This is a genomic window from Nocardia suismassiliense (assembly GCF_900269665.1).
Classification (GTDB): Bacteria; Actinomycetota; Actinomycetes; order Mycobacteriales; family Mycobacteriaceae; genus Nocardia; species Nocardia suismassiliense.
This window is the reverse complement of sequence record NZ_LT985361.1, coordinates 3,283,497-3,299,080: the sequence shown is the minus strand read 5'-3', so window position 1 is coordinate 3,299,080 and position 15,584 is coordinate 3,283,497. Positions and strand designations below refer to the sequence as shown.

At 66.1% G+C, this 15,584-nt stretch carries 18 protein-coding genes; 10 read left to right on the top strand and 8 right to left on the bottom strand.

Translation table 11 applies throughout. The features are described 5' to 3' along the window. Positions 1-91: 91 nt before the first annotated feature. Positions 92-1,126, bottom strand: a complete 1,035-nt coding sequence (locus DBO33_RS14900; RefSeq protein ID WP_234390847.1) for an AraC family transcriptional regulator — start codon at positions 1,124-1,126, stop codon at positions 92-94. A gap of 116 nt (positions 1,127-1,242) precedes the next feature. Between DBO33_RS14900 and thiD the strand changes: the two genes are divergently transcribed. Then, a complete protein-coding gene (gene thiD / locus DBO33_RS14895) occupies positions 1,243-2,085 on the top strand; it encodes a bifunctional hydroxymethylpyrimidine kinase/phosphomethylpyrimidine kinase (RefSeq protein ID WP_107655565.1) in 843 nt (280 codons plus the stop codon). Between the two features lie 74 nt (positions 2,086-2,159). On the opposite strand, the gene DBO33_RS14890 is transcribed toward thiD, so the two are convergent. Further along, positions 2,160-2,534: a DUF1801 domain-containing protein gene (locus tag DBO33_RS14890; RefSeq protein ID WP_107655564.1), complete on the bottom strand. Its 375-nt coding sequence runs from the start codon at positions 2,532-2,534 to the stop codon at positions 2,160-2,162. Between the two features lie 113 nt (positions 2,535-2,647). Between DBO33_RS14890 and DBO33_RS14885 the strand changes: the two genes are divergently transcribed. From DBO33_RS14885 to DBO33_RS14865, 5 genes are all read left to right on the top strand, one after another. Next, positions 2,648-3,079 (top strand): nitroreductase family deazaflavin-dependent oxidoreductase, encoded by a 432-nt coding sequence (locus DBO33_RS14885; protein WP_107655563.1) that lies wholly within the window; start codon positions 2,648-2,650, stop codon positions 3,077-3,079. A gap of 43 nt (positions 3,080-3,122) precedes the next feature. Beyond that, the gene (locus tag DBO33_RS14880; protein ID WP_107655562.1) at positions 3,123-3,554 is read left to right on the top strand and encodes a VOC family protein; all 432 of its coding nucleotides are present in this window, start codon (positions 3,123-3,125) and stop codon (positions 3,552-3,554) included. Between the two features lie 75 nt (positions 3,555-3,629). Beyond that, entirely contained in the window at positions 3,630-3,911 is a 282-nt protein-coding gene (locus DBO33_RS14875) for a hypothetical protein (RefSeq protein WP_159080260.1), read from the top strand. Between the two features lie 505 nt (positions 3,912-4,416). Further along, a complete protein-coding gene (locus DBO33_RS14870; RefSeq protein WP_159080259.1) occupies positions 4,417-5,169 on the top strand; it encodes a HEAT repeat domain-containing protein in 753 nt (250 codons plus the stop codon). A gap of 277 nt (positions 5,170-5,446) precedes the next feature. Then, positions 5,447-5,794, top strand: coding sequence for a hypothetical protein (locus DBO33_RS14865; protein ID WP_159080258.1), 348 nt, complete (start codon positions 5,447-5,449; stop codon positions 5,792-5,794). A gap of 268 nt (positions 5,795-6,062) precedes the next feature. Here the strand turns inward: DBO33_RS14865 and DBO33_RS14860 are convergent, their stop codons facing one another. After that, complete coding sequence (locus DBO33_RS14860; protein WP_107655558.1) at positions 6,063-7,184, bottom strand: FAD-dependent oxidoreductase; 1,122 nt, start codon at positions 7,182-7,184, stop codon at positions 6,063-6,065. 281 nt (positions 7,185-7,465) lie between these two features. Then, the gene (locus tag DBO33_RS14855) at positions 7,466-7,933 is read right to left on the bottom strand and encodes a MarR family winged helix-turn-helix transcriptional regulator (RefSeq protein WP_234390846.1); all 468 of its coding nucleotides are present in this window, start codon (positions 7,931-7,933) and stop codon (positions 7,466-7,468) included. A gap of 96 nt (positions 7,934-8,029) precedes the next feature. Here DBO33_RS14855 and DBO33_RS14850 point away from each other — a divergent pair, with 96 nt between their 5' ends. Beyond that, a complete protein-coding gene (locus DBO33_RS14850; RefSeq protein WP_107655556.1) occupies positions 8,030-8,668 on the top strand; it encodes an SgcJ/EcaC family oxidoreductase in 639 nt (212 codons plus the stop codon). A 173-nt stretch (positions 8,669-8,841) separates the two neighbouring features. On the opposite strand, the gene DBO33_RS14845 is transcribed toward DBO33_RS14850, so the two are convergent. The 3 genes from DBO33_RS14845 to DBO33_RS14835 all read right to left on the bottom strand — a co-directional run bounded on the left by DBO33_RS14845 (position 8,842) and on the right by DBO33_RS14835 (position 11,745). Beyond that, on the bottom strand, positions 8,842-9,780 hold the full coding sequence (locus DBO33_RS14845; RefSeq protein ID WP_107655555.1) for an SDR family NAD(P)-dependent oxidoreductase: 939 nt from the start codon (positions 9,778-9,780) through the stop codon (positions 8,842-8,844). Between the two features lie 111 nt (positions 9,781-9,891). Further along, entirely contained in the window at positions 9,892-10,587 is a 696-nt protein-coding gene (locus tag DBO33_RS14840; protein WP_107655554.1) for an LmeA family phospholipid-binding protein, read from the bottom strand. A gap of 237 nt (positions 10,588-10,824) precedes the next feature. After that, the gene (locus DBO33_RS14835; protein WP_159080257.1) at positions 10,825-11,745 is read right to left on the bottom strand and encodes an alpha/beta fold hydrolase; all 921 of its coding nucleotides are present in this window, start codon (positions 11,743-11,745) and stop codon (positions 10,825-10,827) included. 348 nt (positions 11,746-12,093) lie between these two features. Between DBO33_RS14835 and DBO33_RS14830 the strand changes: the two genes are divergently transcribed. Beyond that, entirely contained in the window at positions 12,094-12,696 is a 603-nt protein-coding gene (locus DBO33_RS14830; RefSeq protein ID WP_159080256.1) for a L,D-transpeptidase family protein, read from the top strand. A 31-nt stretch (positions 12,697-12,727) separates the two neighbouring features. Here the strand turns inward: DBO33_RS14830 and DBO33_RS14825 are convergent, their stop codons facing one another. Then, a complete protein-coding gene (locus tag DBO33_RS14825) occupies positions 12,728-13,555 on the bottom strand; it encodes an LLM class F420-dependent oxidoreductase (RefSeq protein ID WP_107655551.1) in 828 nt (275 codons plus the stop codon). Positions 13,556-13,794: 239 nt separating this feature from the next. On the opposite strand from DBO33_RS14825, the gene DBO33_RS14820 reads away from it, so the two are divergent. Together DBO33_RS14820 and bla are read left to right on the top strand one after the other, a co-directional pair. Further along, entirely contained in the window at positions 13,795-14,520 is a 726-nt protein-coding gene (locus tag DBO33_RS14820) for a LuxR C-terminal-related transcriptional regulator (RefSeq protein WP_107655550.1), read from the top strand. Between the two features lie 144 nt (positions 14,521-14,664). Then, the gene (gene bla / locus DBO33_RS14815; RefSeq protein ID WP_107655549.1) at positions 14,665-15,576 is read left to right on the top strand and encodes a class A beta-lactamase; all 912 of its coding nucleotides are present in this window, start codon (positions 14,665-14,667) and stop codon (positions 15,574-15,576) included. The last annotated feature ends 8 nt before the right edge of the window (positions 15,577-15,584 follow it).

Sequence of the window (15,584 nt, the reverse complement as noted above, 5' to 3'; positions counted from 1 at the left end):
TAGGAACGGGACCGCGCACGCCCCAGGTCCGTGGCGGACAAGGTTGTTGTCCGTTTCGGACATCCAGCCGTGCGGGGCTGATCTGATCCAGTCAGCCGGGCAGGCGACGGGCACGACCCGGCGTCTCACCGGTCCATCTCCGGTAGGCCCGCGAAAATCCAGCTGCGTCGTGAAAGCCCAGTCGGGCGGCGACGGCGGCCACCGGGAGCCCGGTGCCCAGCAGTTCAGCCGCGAGGGCCGCGCGCACCTCGTCGGCGAGTTCACGAAACGAAGTGCCCTCGGCCGCGAGGTTGCGCCGCAACGTCCGCGGGTCGACGTGCAGCCGGGCAGCGATCAGGTCCATGCCCGGCGCGGTGTCGAGGTCTGCGAGCAGGAGCGCGCGCACCCGGGCGGCCAGCGCACCCCGCCCCCGCCGCAGGTCGAGCAGCCGCAGGCATTCGCGCTCCAACTCGCTGGTGACCAGCGGGTCCGCGTTGGGCAGCGGCAGATCGAGCACGTCGCGGTCCAGCACGATGCGATGGTGCCGACACCCCGACCGTAGCTCGATGTCGCCGATCCGCGACCGCACCGCCTCGGCTCGCACGCCGGTCAACCCGGTTTCGACCCGCACCCCGACACTCGGTCCCAACGCGATCGGAACCAGATGAGCGATCTTGACCAGCTCACGTTCGACAAAGAACGCGCGGACATCGTCGGGAATGTCCGCATCGTCGCACACCACCGCAACCTCGCGGCCTGCCTCCACCAGCCGTACCCGCACGAACGCGAAGGACAGCTCGACATAGCGGATGCCGAGCACGATGGCGTCGCGCAGCGTCGGGCTCGACATCATCGCGTACCCCCAGACGCCGAGGCTGCCGATGGTGTGCCTGCTGCCTGCCTCCGCGCCGAGGCCGGGCCGGTCGCCGAGCTCCCGAACGAGGTTGCGCGCCACCGACAATTCCTGCGCAGCCTGCACCACCGTGGTCGGGTCGCCGAGGTCTTCGGCTCGAAGCCCGCTGCCGATCAGGCAGGCGGTCACCGACATCCCGTGCGCCACGCCGACCTCGACCAGGACGCGCACCGCCGCCGACCCACGTGGGTGATCCCAGGTGGGTGCCGCTGTACCGATATCGCCTGTCATCATGACCTGCGCGGACGATACCGGGCGCCCGGCCTGCCGAGCAGCCGACCCTCGTCCACGATCCCGCGACAGCGAAGCGCCTCGACCGTGCCGCGACGCCATGGTGTTGACTGTCGCCCGTGTACTTGCCACTGACACCCGATGGTCAGACCCCGGTCCGCGTGCTCACCATCGGCGGGACCGATTCCGGCGGCAGCGCAGGCGTCCAAGCGGATTCCCGCTCCATGGCCCTGCTCGGCGTGCATGCCTGCGTGGCGGTCACCGCGGTCACCGTGCAGAACTCGCTGCGCGTCAGCGACATTCACGCGATCCCGCCGCAGACCGTCGCCGACCAGGTGCGAGTTGTGGTGAGCGACATCGGGATCGGCGCCGCCAAGACCGGCATGCTGGCCACCGAGGCGACCATTGAAGCGGTCGCGCAGGTGTGTCACGAGGTGGGCATCGGGCAGGCCGGGTCGATCCCGTTCGTGGTGGATCCGGTCTCGGCCTCGATCCACGGCGATCCACTACTACCCGACTCCGCCTTGAATGCATTGCGGCACACGCTGATTCCGATGGCCACCGTGCTGACCCCCAATCTGGACGAGGTCCGGTTACTCGTCGGCATCGACGTCACCGATGATCGCACCGCGCGCCGGGCGGCCGAGGCCCTGCACAAGTTCGGCCAGCGGTGGACGATCGTGAAGGGCGGACATCTGCGCTCCTCCGCCTTCAGCAGCGACCTGCTCTACGACGGAGAACGATTCCACGAGTTGTCCGCGCCACGCGTCGGCCCGGCCCACGATCCCGGCGCGGGCGACACCCTGGCCACCGCAACCGCCTCCGCTCTCGCACACGGCTACGACGTGCCCGCGGCGATCGCATTCGCGAAGGAATGGACCACCCGCTCCCTGAAGGCGTCCTACCCGCTCGGCGCGGGTCATGGTCCAGTATCGGCGCTGTGGCGGTTACGCGAAGACTGAACGCCCGAAACATCTACGGCAGCAACGTCTCCGGCGTTTCATTCGCGCTAGAGCGGATCTCGGTCGCTTCCGACCTACTCGATCAGGTCGGTCTGGTGGTCGATAGCGCTGCGGATCAGGGCATCGACCGCTTCGGGAGACTCGAGGGCCTGCTCCATTGGGAGCTCACGGACGTAGCGCGCCGACCCGACCAGCAGCCCGTCGGGGTCGTCCAGTAGCGCGCCTTTGTGAAAGACAAGTCGCACTCCCTTTTTGGCGGCCGCGATCCCGCACAGCCAGTCGTGCCAGCTGTTCTCGATGGTGAAGGTGATGCGGCCCCACTTCACGGCCTGCTGAAGGCGGGGATCAGCGGCACTGACCAGTTGTACAAGTTCTTCAGCTCGACCCCGCTGGTTTTCGTCGAGTCCGGCGAGCCAGGTCTGGACGTCTTGTGCGTGCTTATCGGTCATGGCTGCCTCTCCTTTCCGATAGCGCCATGGTCTCGCAGGGGTACGACAAGGGCGGGCACCCTCTCGTATGTCGGCGCGGGAATAAGGCGGACACAAGTATTGTTGGCCTGGTCATGGCCAACGAATCCGCAGAACTCAGCCCCACCGATTGGGTGCAGGACCAGACGAAGAAGATTCTCGAGACCGGGACCACCGAGGGCATCGATGTGCTCGGGTCGCCAGTGGTGTTGCTGACCCTGCGCGGCGCGAAGACCGGCAAACTGCGCTACACCCCGGTGATGCGCGTGGAGCACGACGGCAAGTACGCGGTGGTGGCGTCCAAGGGCGGCGCCCCCGAGCACCCCACCTGGTACTACAACATCAAGGCGTACCCGGAGTTCCCGTTGCAGGACGGCACCGTGACGAAGGACTACGTCGCGCGTGAGGTCGAGGGCGCTGAGCGAGCCGAGTGGTGGGAACGGTCGGTAGCCGCCTACCCGTCCTACGCCGAGTATCAGGAGAAAACCGACCGCCTGATCCCGGTGTTCGTGCTCGAACCGAAGTAGCCGGTACCGGCCCTATCCGCGCCGCGCCGAATAAGGTTGTCGCATGACCGCTCTCGACTCTCCGATTCCGAGATTTCATCTGGCGATGCCGGTCGACGACCTCGACGCCGCGCGCCATTTCTACGGCGCGGTGCTCGGCCTGCCCCAGGGGCGCAGCGCGGAGACCTGGGTGGACTGGAATCTGCACGGCCACCAATTCGTCACCCACCTCGCACCGGACCGCCCGCAGCGGATCCACAACCCGGTCGACGGCCATGACGTACCGGTCCCCCACTTCGGCCTGATCCTGCCGATCCCGCAGTTCCATCAGCTCGCCGAGCGCCTTCGCGCCGCAGGCACCCAATTCGTGATCGAGCCGTATGTGCGGTTCGAGGGACAGCCCGGCGAGCAGTGGACGATGTTCCTGCTCGATCCTGCGGGTAATGCCTTGGAGTTCAAGGCCTTCGCCGATGACTCTCAGGTCTTCGCCACCTGACCCAGCGCACCCGGGTCTGATCGACCCGTAGTGGGCCGTGGTGGAGCGCGCCCGGGCGTGCGGGACGATGGGCACGTGAACGCTCCTGCGCCCGGGCCTATTTTCGATGTGATCGCCGTATTGAACGGCATGGTGGATCTGCGGTCGTATCCACGCAGGCACCTCGTGCTGAGCTCCCCGCAGACCGGCGGCTTCGTGTTCGGCTCGGCCGACTACCAGCGCGCGATCTTCGAGCCGGTCGTGCACCTGGTCAACGGCATCGAACTGCTCGAATCGCAGGGCTGGGAGCTGGTCAGCGTGGTCGAACGGAACATCGAAAATGTTTATTACACAATAGCGTTCATGCGCAGGGCCTGAATTAGGGACTCTGCCTGAATTGGCGCTTTACTGAAGCGAGGTTGAAGACACCTCAGCCAGAGCAACGACGCTACCGTGCCGGGCCACGCTTTGCGCGAAGCCCGGCACGGTTGCGGCGAACTCCTAGCGGCGCGACCCCGGGCGACCGGCCTGCGGCCAACTCTGTTGCAGCACAGGCCTGCGCGGGCCGGCACTCGAGTTGCGTCGCCGCTCCTTCTGGCCCCGCGGATCCATTGCTCGTGCCGCCGCGCCGAGTAACAGCAGTACGAGGAGCGCCGCGCCTACGATGGTCGCCCAGAACAGCATCTGATCTCCGAATTCCTTAGCTTTGGGACGAAGCGGCGCTGCTGCCATCCGCATTCCGATAGTCAACTGGCACAGATGTTTTCATGCGACGCCAAACTCCGCGAGTCGACGGCGAACAACGGGTGAACATTTGGTTGTGGCACAACGAGACCCGCCCGTCGCTGGAGGTCCTCACAGCCACCGATCTATGGTTTGCGTTGTGGCCCTGCTCGTACACCTGACACCGGAGAAGAACGCTCGGCGAATCCGCCGAGCAGGCATCACCACGCCAGGCCCCGGGCGCGGCGTCTTCTGCATGCCGGTGCTGCCCTCGTATGTGCTGTCGCATCAATGGTTACGCGAGCTACGCCGCGGCGGTCAGCGCCTGTTCATCGCAGTACATTTCCGGATACCCGACGACGAACCGGTCCTCGTCGGGCACTACTCCGACGCTGGCACGGAAATGTCTGCCGCCGAAGCCATTTCGCTGATCATGCACGCCGACGACGCCCGCGGCTACCAGATCGTCGTATCCCGTTCCATCGCCCCCACCGAACTCCATCGGGTTCGGCACGTACGCCAGGTGACCGGGTGGCGCTACCTTCCGAACGCCCACGGCCGCCGCCCCTGCGCCTGCCCGGCGTGCCTCGGCCGCGGCGAGTTCAAATCCGCCGACCTGCGCCGCCGGTTCGGCACCGAAGGCCCGGAGCTCACGAAACCTCAACTGCTGGAACAGCTACGAAACGCGGACAACGAAGACGACCTGATCCTCGCCCTCTACGGTCTGGGCAGTCGCAGCCGCGGCGACGTCACCGACATCGCCCACCTCATCGATCACCCCAACCCCGAGGTCCGCTACGCCCTCGCCTACGCACTACACAACTATCGCGGCACCGAGGCGCGCCGCCTACTGGCCCGCTTGACTACAGATCCGGACCCCGAAGTACGCGACGAGGCATCGAAGCGTCGGTAGCCATCGACATATCTGTTCAGCACGATTCGACGAGTGCCACCGTGCCCGGCGCAGTAGCTGTACGATATCTGCCTCGCTTGCGAAAAAAGGCAGACCCTGAAATTCCTGGTCACCTGTATAGTTCGCCTCGACTCCAAACGGGGGAATCCATTGCTAGAGAGAGTAATTCAACATGCATAGATCCAACAGGGCAAGCGCCACCACCGTGGCGACGCTCAGTGTCTTGGCCGCAGCGATCGCGTTCGCCGCGCCTCAGGCAGGGGCAACCGTCACGAGCGTGCGCGTCGAGAATGGACAGAGCTTCGGCAGCTCGGCAGACGCCCGCGGCACCGGCTGCTCCTACGCGGTCACCGTGATGACCGACCCCGGCAAGGCGGTGGTCGTGCTCGACCAGATCGGCGACGACCCGAACACCGCGGACTACAAGCAGTTCCAGCCGTATGAATTGGTAGCGGATGCGTCGGGAGCGGCGCGCACCACGTGGACCCCCGATCGGAAGGGCCCGCACAAAATCGTGGTCCTCGAACTCCTGGAGGGTGACGACTTCGATATCTACCTCCCCCGCAACGCAATGAACGTCGGAACCGGCATCAATCTCGGCCCCGCCTGCGCCGTACTGCCCTGAGTGCTCGCCGCAGACCGGGTGTCGCCTTTCAGCTCCCTGCTCGGCGACACCCAGTCTGCGGCTCCACTCGCCCGGCGTAGCGACCGGAGAGGTCGACCGGCACCGCGATCACACCGGACCCGGCGAGTCCGTTCCATGAACGCACCCTCGTGCCGAGTGGCGTGCGTTGGCGTAGACAGCCCGTGTGCGATTGCGTCGCGGTGTCGGAGGTCAGCCTCGTGGGCGGCCCAGTCCCCGCGCTCGACGGTTGTCCTATTGGGTTCCAGTGTCAGGAGTGATCGAACAGAGTGACTACGCTCTGCGGTGCTTCCGGGCCGAAGAAGATCTCCAGGTTATTCGCCGCGCGGCTGGCGGCGTCGCTACTAGCCGGGAACAGCCGCTCTTCATAAGCGGTGAGCGCGACTTCGATGTCGGGCTGCTCGATCAGCTTGCTAGCCAGATCAGCGCCGTCGTACATGGCCAGGTTCGCGCCCTCGCCGGCGAAGGGCGACATCAGATGCGCGGCGTCGCCGACGAGCGTCACGCCGGGCACCCTGTCCCAGGTGAGCCCGACGGGCAGGGCATAGATGGGACGTAGCCACGGTGGCGCGTCGCTCTCGGTCACGAAGGCGGTGAGCAGCGACGACCAGCCATCGAACTCGACGGCAAGTTGACGCAGGCCTGCGGACGGGTCGCCGAAGTCGATCGACCTCATCCACTGCTCGGGCTTGTTCAGCGCCACGTATCCGAACACGCGCCCGTCGGGGTAGCGATGGGCGATGATGCCTTTGCCCGGCGCGACCGCCATCAGCGTGCCGCTGCCGATCGCGGCCACGCTCGCTCGACAGTTCCGGCCGCCTGAGGCGAGAGCGATCTCGACAAAGCAGGTTCCGCTGTAGCGAGGCTGCGCGGGGGTGAGCAGCGGACGCACCTTCGACCAGGCACCATCCGCGCCGATGACGATGTCGGCGTTGGTGGCGGAACCTTCCGCGAAGGTGAGGTGGTAGCCGCCCGCCACACGGCGCCGGATCGAGGCGAGCTTGTGACCCCACCTGATCGTGCCGGGCGCCAGTGAGTCGATGAGCAGGCGCCTGAGTTCGCCACGGTCCACCTCGGGACGGGCCGAACCGCGGTCCGCAGGCATATCGAACAGAATCGTGCCGTGGCGGTCGACCACCCGCTTGGCGTCCTCGCCCGGGCGGACCAGAGTCAGGAACTCGTCGTACAGACCGGCTGCACGAAGCGCGACCTGGCCGGTCTCTGCGTGGATGTCGAGCAGGCCGCCCTGCGTCCGCGTCGTCGCCGAAGCCTCAGCCTCGTAGATCGTCGCGGCGACGCCATGAGCCTGAAGTACCCGAGCGAGCGTCAACCCGCCCAGTCCTGCTCCGACAATGGCAATGGTCCGTTGCATGCTGCGCTCCTCTGTCGCGCCGGCACGTGCCGGCGATGGTCAGTGCCGGGAGCGGGCGGGATGCCCGGTCTCGGCAAGGAGACGCTCAACGATCAGAACCATCTGGATCGATGTACGAACGATGTCCTGGTAGGAACCCACGGAACATCGCTTTTCGCGACTACGCGATCATAGCTCGGCGTCGGCCTCGCGGCAGCCGGGCCGTCCGGCTGAGGAATACAGTGATCGTCTCGCGGTGGCGAGAGCCGTACGCGGGGTGACGGTGGCGGCGCGCACTCCACCTAGTCGGCGGCGGGGCCCGTGGCGCCGATTTCCGTCGCCGCCTGCTGGAAAGCATCGGCCGCCCGTGCGAAGTAGTCGAGGAGGAATTCCCGCTGTTCGGGCGTGTAACCGCCGATGATGTCGCCGATCTTGCGGCGGGCGGGGGCGAGCACCTTGTCGAGGTCGACAGGCTGAGCGATCGGCTCGACCATGACCTTGCGGCGATCGTTGAGGTCGGCGGTGCGGCGCACATACCCGGCCCGTTCCAGGCGGTCGATGAGACGGGTGGTGGGTCCGGTGGTCAGTCCGGTGCGGGTGCCGAGTTCGCCCGGCGTCATGGCCCCGCTCAGTTCCAGCACATTCAGCGCGTACAGGTCGGTCGCTCCGAGTCCGACCGCCTTCGCGCCCGCCTGCGCATGCAGCACAACGGAACTCAGGTACCGCCGAAAAACCTGACCGAAATCGGTGTCACGTCGATCCGTTGACAACAGCTCACCCTCCTCGTAATCTCTTCCTAAACGAAGATACATCTTCAGAGAAGATACATCTTCTAAGCAGAGAATAGCACGAGAGGGCTCCCCGCAATGACCGCGACCACCACGAATACCGAATCCAGCACCCCAGCCAAGCCCCGTCGCCGCACCGTCGTGAAGGTGCTGAGCGCGAGCGCGCTGACCCTCGGCATCGCCGCCGTCAGCGGGTACGTGTGGCTGGATCAAACCTCGGACGTGCGCAATCAAGGCGTCACCGAGTGCACGGACGTCACGCCCGACGGTGGCACCGCCGCGGACGCGCAAGGGGTCTGCGCGACACTCGCCGAGCTGAACGCAGCCTGGGCGCAGGGCGATGCCGACGCCTACGGCGCGCTCTTCACTGAGAACGGCACCTACACCACGTTCACGGGTACCCACTACGAGGGCCGCCGCGATATCACCGAGAGTCACCGCGCGCTGTTCAACGGGGTTCTCAAGGGCAGCAAGCTCGCCGACTCCTACCTCGGCATCCGCTTGTTCGGCGCGGACACCGCGGTAGTCACCACCCGGGGCGACCGGTACGACGACGAGCGCCCGAGCAAGCTGTCCAAGACCGCGACCTTCACTATGGTGCGCGAACAGGACGGGCAGTGGCGCATCGCCGCTTTCCAGAACACGCAACGGAAATCGGTCATGGAGCGCATCTCGTTCCTGTTCGAGCCGGACACCAAGCCCGAGGCCGAACAGTGAGAGCGCTGGCGACCGGGGCTAGCGCCGCATCGGGTGGGAATCCGCGGTAGCGCTCGTGGCGGACCGATATCCGGCGACCGCGGTGGCACGCGGTACCGAGCGGGCGGGATCGGCCGCCTCGCGCACCGCAACCTCGCGGGAGCGAGCGGTAATGACACGATGGCTGGCGCGGATCATGGTTGGGCGGGTGGGACTGGACGCTCGAACGGATCCAGTCCGGTGAGTGCCGAACTGGCGGACCACAGTTCAGCGGCGGTGTCGGGGTCGGTCATGTGTGGGCGAGGTGTTTCCCGGTGGGGTTGGCCGCGAAGGCCGAAAACCCTTGGTCCCCATAGTTGTCCGCCGGTGATATCCGGATCCAGGGTGGCTCGGACAATGGTTTCGGCAGCTGCGTGCTTGCCGTGCAGCATCAGTCCTGCGGGTAGCCCGCGCAGGCGCTCGGTGGTGGTGCGGACGAAAAGCGGTGGGCGCGATGGGGTCAGGGAGTCCAGTGCGCCGCCCGGGTGGACGACGATGCTGGCGGTATCGGAGCCGTGGGCGCGTAGGCGGCGGTCCAGTTCGAAGCCGACGAGCATTTGGGCCAGTTTCGATCGCCCGTAGGTTCGTTTGGGTCGATAGTCGTGTTCGGATGGCAGATCAGCGAGGTCCAACCGCTCCGACCGGGCGGCGAAACTGCCCACGGTGATCACGCGGCTGTGCGGGGTGGTGGTCAGGATCGGGGCGAGGTGAGCGACCAGCGCGAAGTGCCCGAGGTGGTTGGTTGCGAACATCAATTCGTGCCGCTGTGGACTCAGCCGCCGGTCGGGGCCCGACAACAGGATGCCGGCATTGAGGACGACCGCGTCCAGACGATCGGCTTCGAGAGCTTCCACGGCGGTGGGCAGCGAGGACAGATCCGACAAATCCAAGCCCACCCCTCGGAGTCGGGCGTCCGGAACTCGAGACCGGATGGTTTGCATCGCAAGGTCTGCCTTGGCGGTATCACGGCAGCCGAGCACCACGGTGGCACCGCTGGCCGCGAGCTGTTCGGCGACGAAATATCCGATGCCTGCGTTGGCGCCGGTCACCAGAATCGTCTCTCCCTCGGCCTGCCGGCCGCTATGCCACGTCATGCAACGACCTTGTCAGCCGGCTCTTGAACCGCCCTCACACGCCACTGGCGTGCAGCCCGACACCGATCGGGAGACCGGGCTCAGCAGATCACCTCGCGAGGCAGTCATGACTCACTCCAGGTTGGAGAAGTGCACGTCGTGGGCGGTGGCGGTCACCTGGAGGCCGTCGGCGCTCGGTTGGATGGCCGTCAGCCGCGCACCGAGCGGCAACCGCTGCAGCGGCACGGTGAAGGTGAGGGCTCGGCGCAGCATTGCCAGCGAAATCGTCGGTCCACCTGCCGCGTGCTGCACCGAGACCGGAGTGACCTCGATGCCGTTGTCGGTCGGCGCAACAGTGACGATGACCGTCGCGGGCACTCGGATACCCTCCACCGAGAATGTGCCGGCGACGCGCAGACCGTCCGGGCTGTAAGAGATCGACTCCACTCCCGAAGGCGCGAAGCCCTGCACGGCGGCGTAGGGAACCACAGCCGTCGCTGTCGCCACGTCCGCTACAAGATTCGACGTGCGTTTCTGCAGCAGATCGCTCAGCGGCGCGGACACGTTCGTCAGCGTGACATCGAGGTTGTGGACCGTGAGGCCCTGTCCGGTCCAGTCACCGACCCGGATGTCGATGTCGCGATAGTTGCCGTCGACGGCCTGCGTCAGGAACGGGAAACCGCCGATGTCGACGCTCGGTTGCTGCGCAAGGTTGTAGTCGGCGGCGACCTTGCGGCCGATCTCGTTCTGCGCCATCACCACTGCGACTCGGTCGCCGACGACCAGCGCGATCGCCAGCACGACGATCAATATCAGAAATGCGCGCATGCGCTCACCCGCTCGGACATCCCACCATCATGCTGCGATCGGCGCCGGGCTGCCGCTGTCGGCCCCGGCGTGCCTCAGATCACCGGCCGGCCGGCCGCTGTGGACACGGTCGCCGATTTCGACGGGGGCAGTGGCGATTGCGCTCCCGATTCCACGGTGGGCACAGCGATCGCGCTGCCGATGCCCACGGGCCGTAGCGCCCGCACTGCCGATTTCCACGGTGCCAGTAGCGGCGGACTACCCACCCAGGTAAGGCAGGCTGGGCACCGCGCAGTCCGGTGGGACAGCAGATCGAGGATCCAGTGCGTTGAGTACTTCGCGTAACGCGGTGCGGTCATAGGCGAGCGCGAGGTGGTCGCTGTGGTCGTTGGCGCACACATCCTGGATCACGATGTTGCGGGCGTCGGGACCGTGCCGGAATTGGGCGTGCATCGGTGTGGCGACGATGTCGTAGCGGGAAACGATTGTGGTGTAGCGCAATCCGGGCTGGGTGTCGGGTAGGGCGTCGAGTTCGGTGATGAACTGCGAGCTGTGGAACTGTTGCATCGCGGCGGTGTCGAGCGCGTCGAGTTGTGCCGCCAATTCCGGTGCCGCCGAGCGCATCTGCGCGACCCAGGGGTCCAGACCCAGGGCGGAGGACCCACGATAGGTGGGCGCGAGAGCGACCACATCGTGAACCTTGTCGGCGCCGTTGAGGATGCCGGTGTAGTAGCGAATCAGTGGCCCGCCCTGGGAATGGCCGACCAGATCGACCTTTTCGGCGCCGGTGGCAGCCAGTACCCGGTCGACGAAGTCACCGAGTTCGGCGGCGGAGGCGCGCACGTCGGCGGTGCCGCCGATCTGCCCGAACCGCAATCCGCCGTAGTTGAGGGCGAATACGCAGTAGCCATTGTTTCTCAGCAAGGGCGACAACGCATTCCAGTTGACGATCATGTTGGCGTGGGTGCCGTGCACCAGCACCACCGGATCGGGATGACGCTCACTGCGGCACGACCAATCGTTAGCCCCCGCAGGTGCGGCACCGTGCTGCTGCACCGAGGTGGCCACCGCGGCCAGGGTGCTGTACACGACCGGCAGCTCAGCGACCGGCTGCGCACCGGCGGGTGCCGACACTCCCCCGAGCGCACCGATGAGCCCAACCACGAGGACGGTGGACATTCTGCGAAAGCCACGCGGCCTCGAGGATGACGACATAACCCTGCACTCCATTTCTGATACCAACTAGTGTCAGATTCTGACTCAGACACCGACGGCTGCGCGGTGGAATGGCCGAATTGCCCTGAGCCGGCGACCTCGGGCGGCGTCGAGCCTTGGGCGAGTCGCCGGGGCGGGAAGACATCGGTCACTAGGCTGCTGTTTCGGCGTTCGCTGGATCCACCGGCTCTAAGGGAGGTCGAGGAAATTACGGCGCGCCTGTGGAATTCAGTTCTCGCGACCTACCTTTTGTGCGTCACCGCCACCGTCGCCGCTCCCCCGGCCGCCGCCGCGAGCAATCCTTGCCAAGCATTGAGTAACGGCCAGTCGAAATACCAGGCCGGGTCAGCAAGGACCGTCCTCTTCGCCATCGCCACCGATTACGGCAGCACCGAGGTGGACGTTGTCACCTGTGTCCGGCACGGCACCACCTGGCAACAGACCCTGTCCACCTCCGGGTACATCGGCAGCAACGGCTTCGCCGAACCGCACGCCAAACGCGAGGGCGACGGCAAGTCGCCCACCGGTTCCTACCCGCTGACCGAAGCGTTCGGTGAGGCGAATCCCGGCACCGAGCTGCCTTACCGCACACTGCGCCACGGTTCCTGCTGGGGTTCCACCAGCGGCGACCACCGCTACAACACCTACTACCGGGGCAAGTGCCTGCCCGCCGACGAGGACCTCACCGAGCTGATGAACGACGGCCCTTACCGACAGGTCGTAGTCATCGACTACAACCGCCCTCCGCACTCGCCGATCATCCATGGCAACGGTTCGGCGATCTTCCTGCACGCCGGCTCGGGCCCCACCGCCGGATGCGTCGCTCTCGCCCGTCCGGAACTGGAAACCATCATCAAGATTCTGCGCCCGCACGATCGGATCATCATGGGGCCCAGGCGGGTTCTATTCCGCTAGTGCGACCGCCGCAGCCCAGGATGGGCCGATCTCACCGCAGAGTCGAGTACCGATCGACAAGCTTCGCGAATTCGTCCAGCTTGTCCAGACTTTCGGATTCCGGACGGGTCGGCAGCGAGAGCGTGACGCGCTGCACCCCGGCCTCCGCATACGCGTCGAGAACCGCAGGGTCGGGCGCCACACTCACGACAGACACAGGCAGACCACTACCGGTGAACTGCGCCAACTGCGCCGGAATCGCGGCGGGATCGGTCAGCGCGATGGGGATCCAACCGACACCGTGCCGCGCCGCGCGCTTCGCCGCAGCCTCGCCACCACCGATGAAGATCGGCGGATGCGGCTGCTGGACGGGCTTCGGCCAGGCGTGCATCGGGTCGAAATCTATGAAGCGGCCGTGATATTCGGCGAGGTCCTTGGTCCAGATCTCGCGGAGGGCCGCCAATTGCTCATCGAGCAATTCGCCACGGGGGCGAGGATCGGTGCCGTGATCGGCCACCTCCTCCCGATTCCAGCCGACGCCGACGCCGAATACAAAGCGGCCATTGGAAATTCGATCGAGTGTGGCGACCTCTTTGGCAGTGTGGATGACGTCACGCTGGATCAGCAGAGTCCCCCCGGAGCCGAGGATCAGCTTCTCGGTCACCGCCGCGACAGCACCGAGGGTGACGAACGGATCCAGCACGCGGTAGTACATCCGGGGCAGATCGCCACCGCCCGGGTACGGAGATTCCCGGCTCGCGGGGATGTGCGAGTGCTCGGCCAAGAAGAGCGATTCGAACCCCCGATCTTCCAGCGCCCGGCCGAGCTTCGGACCGCTTATCCCCTCGTCGGTGACGAAGGTGTTGATACCGATCTGCATGCGGCAGTTCAACCGCCGCCCGACCGTCGAATATTCCGCACCTGCTCATCCGACGCCCCCAGCAAGAGCTCGCGCAACACGACTTGACCAATGGCGAATTGCCGCAACCGTTCCCAGACTGCGTCGCTTCCAGGGTTCGGTCAGCGGTCCGCGATCTTCCGCTGCACCGTCGGCCAGTCCATTCTCAGGCGGCAGAGCCGGATGCGTTCGGCCACATGTAGGACTGTGCCAGGGGGTTGATGACAGTGCAGCCCGCTCCCCAGCGGCGAACCTTCGGACCCGAGCTCTCGGTCATCGACGGAATCGGCTCCACCTTTTCCGGAACGCGCCGGTTGACCGTGGTGCTCGCCGACGACCACGCCGTGGTCCGGGCCGGATTGCGGTCGCTGCTCGGCTCCGTCGACTGGATCACCGTCGTCGCCGAGACCACGACCGGCGGCGCGTTGCGTGAGGCGGTGCTCAACCGGCCGGACGTGCTGATCCTCGGGCAGTGGCGACAGCCCGAAAGCGGTTCTGTCATAGCTGAATTGGCCCGTTCGGCACCGGACGTCGCGGTGCTCGTGTTCAGCGTCGCCGAGGACGACGAGTCGGTGTTCGCTGCCTTGCGCGCCGGTGCGGGCGGCTATCTGCGCAACGCCGCGGACCGCGACGACATTCTGCGCGCGATCTGCGCGGTCTCCGCCGGTTGGGTGGTGCTCAGTCCGCACATCGGGGCCAGACTCGCCACCATGCTGGCCAACTCCGGTCAGCGCACCCGGCCCTTTCCTGAGCTGACCAGCAGGGAGTTCGCCGTGCTCAGCCTGGTGGCCGCGGGATTGTCGAATGCCTCGATCGCGGCCGAACTCGAGCTGGCGCCGAAAACGATCAGCAACTACCTTTCTCGCATCTTCACCAAGTTGGGCGTGGCGGATCGGGCCAACGCGATCGTCCGTGCCAGGGACGCCGGACTCGGTCTCAAGCTCTAATTCCCTTGCATGCCAGCATTTTACGGCCCGTCATCGGCATCGCCGGAGAGCTGCACCGACTCGTACCCCACGGACCTGCTATGACTACTTGTGCCGTCGTTTCGCCACATCGCCTACGGGCCGGAGTCGACAAGTGAGGTGACCATGACTGGAAAGATCACGCGCCGAACCCTTCTCACAGCAGCGGCACTGCTGCCTTTGGCGGCCTGTGCGAGACCAGCCGACTCCGTCGAGACCAGCACTACTGTCGAGACCAGCACTACTACCGCACAAGCACCGAATCCCTGCTTCGTCGAGCTGGAACAACAATTCGGCGCCCGCCTCGGCATCTATGCTCTGTCCACCGGTACGAACCGCACGCTGACCCATCGCGCCGACGAACGTTTCGCCTTCTGCTCAACCTTCAAAGCCCTTGCCGCAGCCGCTGTGCTGCACCACAATCCGCTCACCCACCTCTACAAGCCGGTGACCGTCACCAAGGCCGACATCCGCTCGATCTCACCGGTCACCGAACGACGCGTCGATACCGCGATGACCATCGGTGAACTGTGCGACGCCGCCGTCCGCTTCAGCGACGGCACCGCGGGCAATCTGCTGCTCGACGACATCGGCGGACCCGCCGGATTGACCGACTACCTGCGCGGACTCGGCGACACCGTCAGCCGAATGGACCAGTACGAACCCGAACTGAACCGCGACCCGCCCGGCGACGACCGGGACACCACCACACCCCGCGCCATCGCCGCCGACTACCAGCACCTGATCCTCGGCTCCGCCCTGCCCGAAGACAAACGCGCCATCCTCACCGATTGGCTCGTCCGAAACGTGACCGGCGCCAAGCGAATCGCCGCCGCGGCACCCGCAGGCTGGACCATCGCGGACAAAACCGGCACCGGCAACTACGGCCGAGCCAACGACATAGCCATCGTCTGGCCGACCGCCCACCCACCCCTCGTCCTCGCGATCATGTCCGACCGCACCGGCGGCTACGACGCCGAACCCAGCAGCGAACTGATCGCCGAAGCCGCACGGCACATCTTCAGCACTTTGGTCTGATTCGAAAG

What these genes read in the sequence shown, in the direction of transcription:
- DBO33_RS14900 (WP_234390847.1), bottom strand. Translation starts at nt 1,126, where the DNA reads ATGATGACAGGCGATATCGGTACAGCGGCACCCACCTGGGATCACCCA.
- DBO33_RS14890 (WP_107655564.1), bottom strand. Translation starts at nt 2,534, where the DNA reads ATGACCGATAAGCACGCACAAGACGTCCAGACCTGGCTCGCCGGACTC.
- DBO33_RS14885 (WP_107655563.1), top strand. Translation starts at nt 2,648, where the DNA reads ATGGCCAACGAATCCGCAGAACTCAGCCCCACCGATTGGGTGCAGGAC.
- DBO33_RS14880 (WP_107655562.1), top strand. Translation starts at nt 3,123, where the DNA reads ATGACCGCTCTCGACTCTCCGATTCCGAGATTTCATCTGGCGATGCCG.
- DBO33_RS14860 (WP_107655558.1), bottom strand. Translation starts at nt 7,184, where the DNA reads ATGCAACGGACCATTGCCATTGTCGGAGCAGGACTGGGCGGGTTGACG.
- DBO33_RS14850 (WP_107655556.1), top strand. Translation starts at nt 8,030, where the DNA reads ATGACCGCGACCACCACGAATACCGAATCCAGCACCCCAGCCAAGCCC.
- DBO33_RS14845 (WP_107655555.1), bottom strand. Translation starts at nt 9,780, where the DNA reads ATGACGTGGCATAGCGGCCGGCAGGCCGAGGGAGAGACGATTCTGGTG.
- DBO33_RS14840 (WP_107655554.1), bottom strand. Translation starts at nt 10,587, where the DNA reads ATGCGCGCATTTCTGATATTGATCGTCGTGCTGGCGATCGCGCTGGTC.
- DBO33_RS14835 (WP_159080257.1), bottom strand. Translation starts at nt 11,745, where the DNA reads ATGTCCACCGTCCTCGTGGTTGGGCTCATCGGTGCGCTCGGGGGAGTG.
- DBO33_RS14825 (WP_107655551.1), bottom strand. Translation starts at nt 13,555, where the DNA reads ATGCAGATCGGTATCAACACCTTCGTCACCGACGAGGGGATAAGCGGT.
- DBO33_RS14820 (WP_107655550.1), top strand. Translation starts at nt 13,795, where the DNA reads ATGACAGTGCAGCCCGCTCCCCAGCGGCGAACCTTCGGACCCGAGCTC.
- bla (WP_107655549.1), top strand. Translation starts at nt 14,665, where the DNA reads ATGACTGGAAAGATCACGCGCCGAACCCTTCTCACAGCAGCGGCACTG.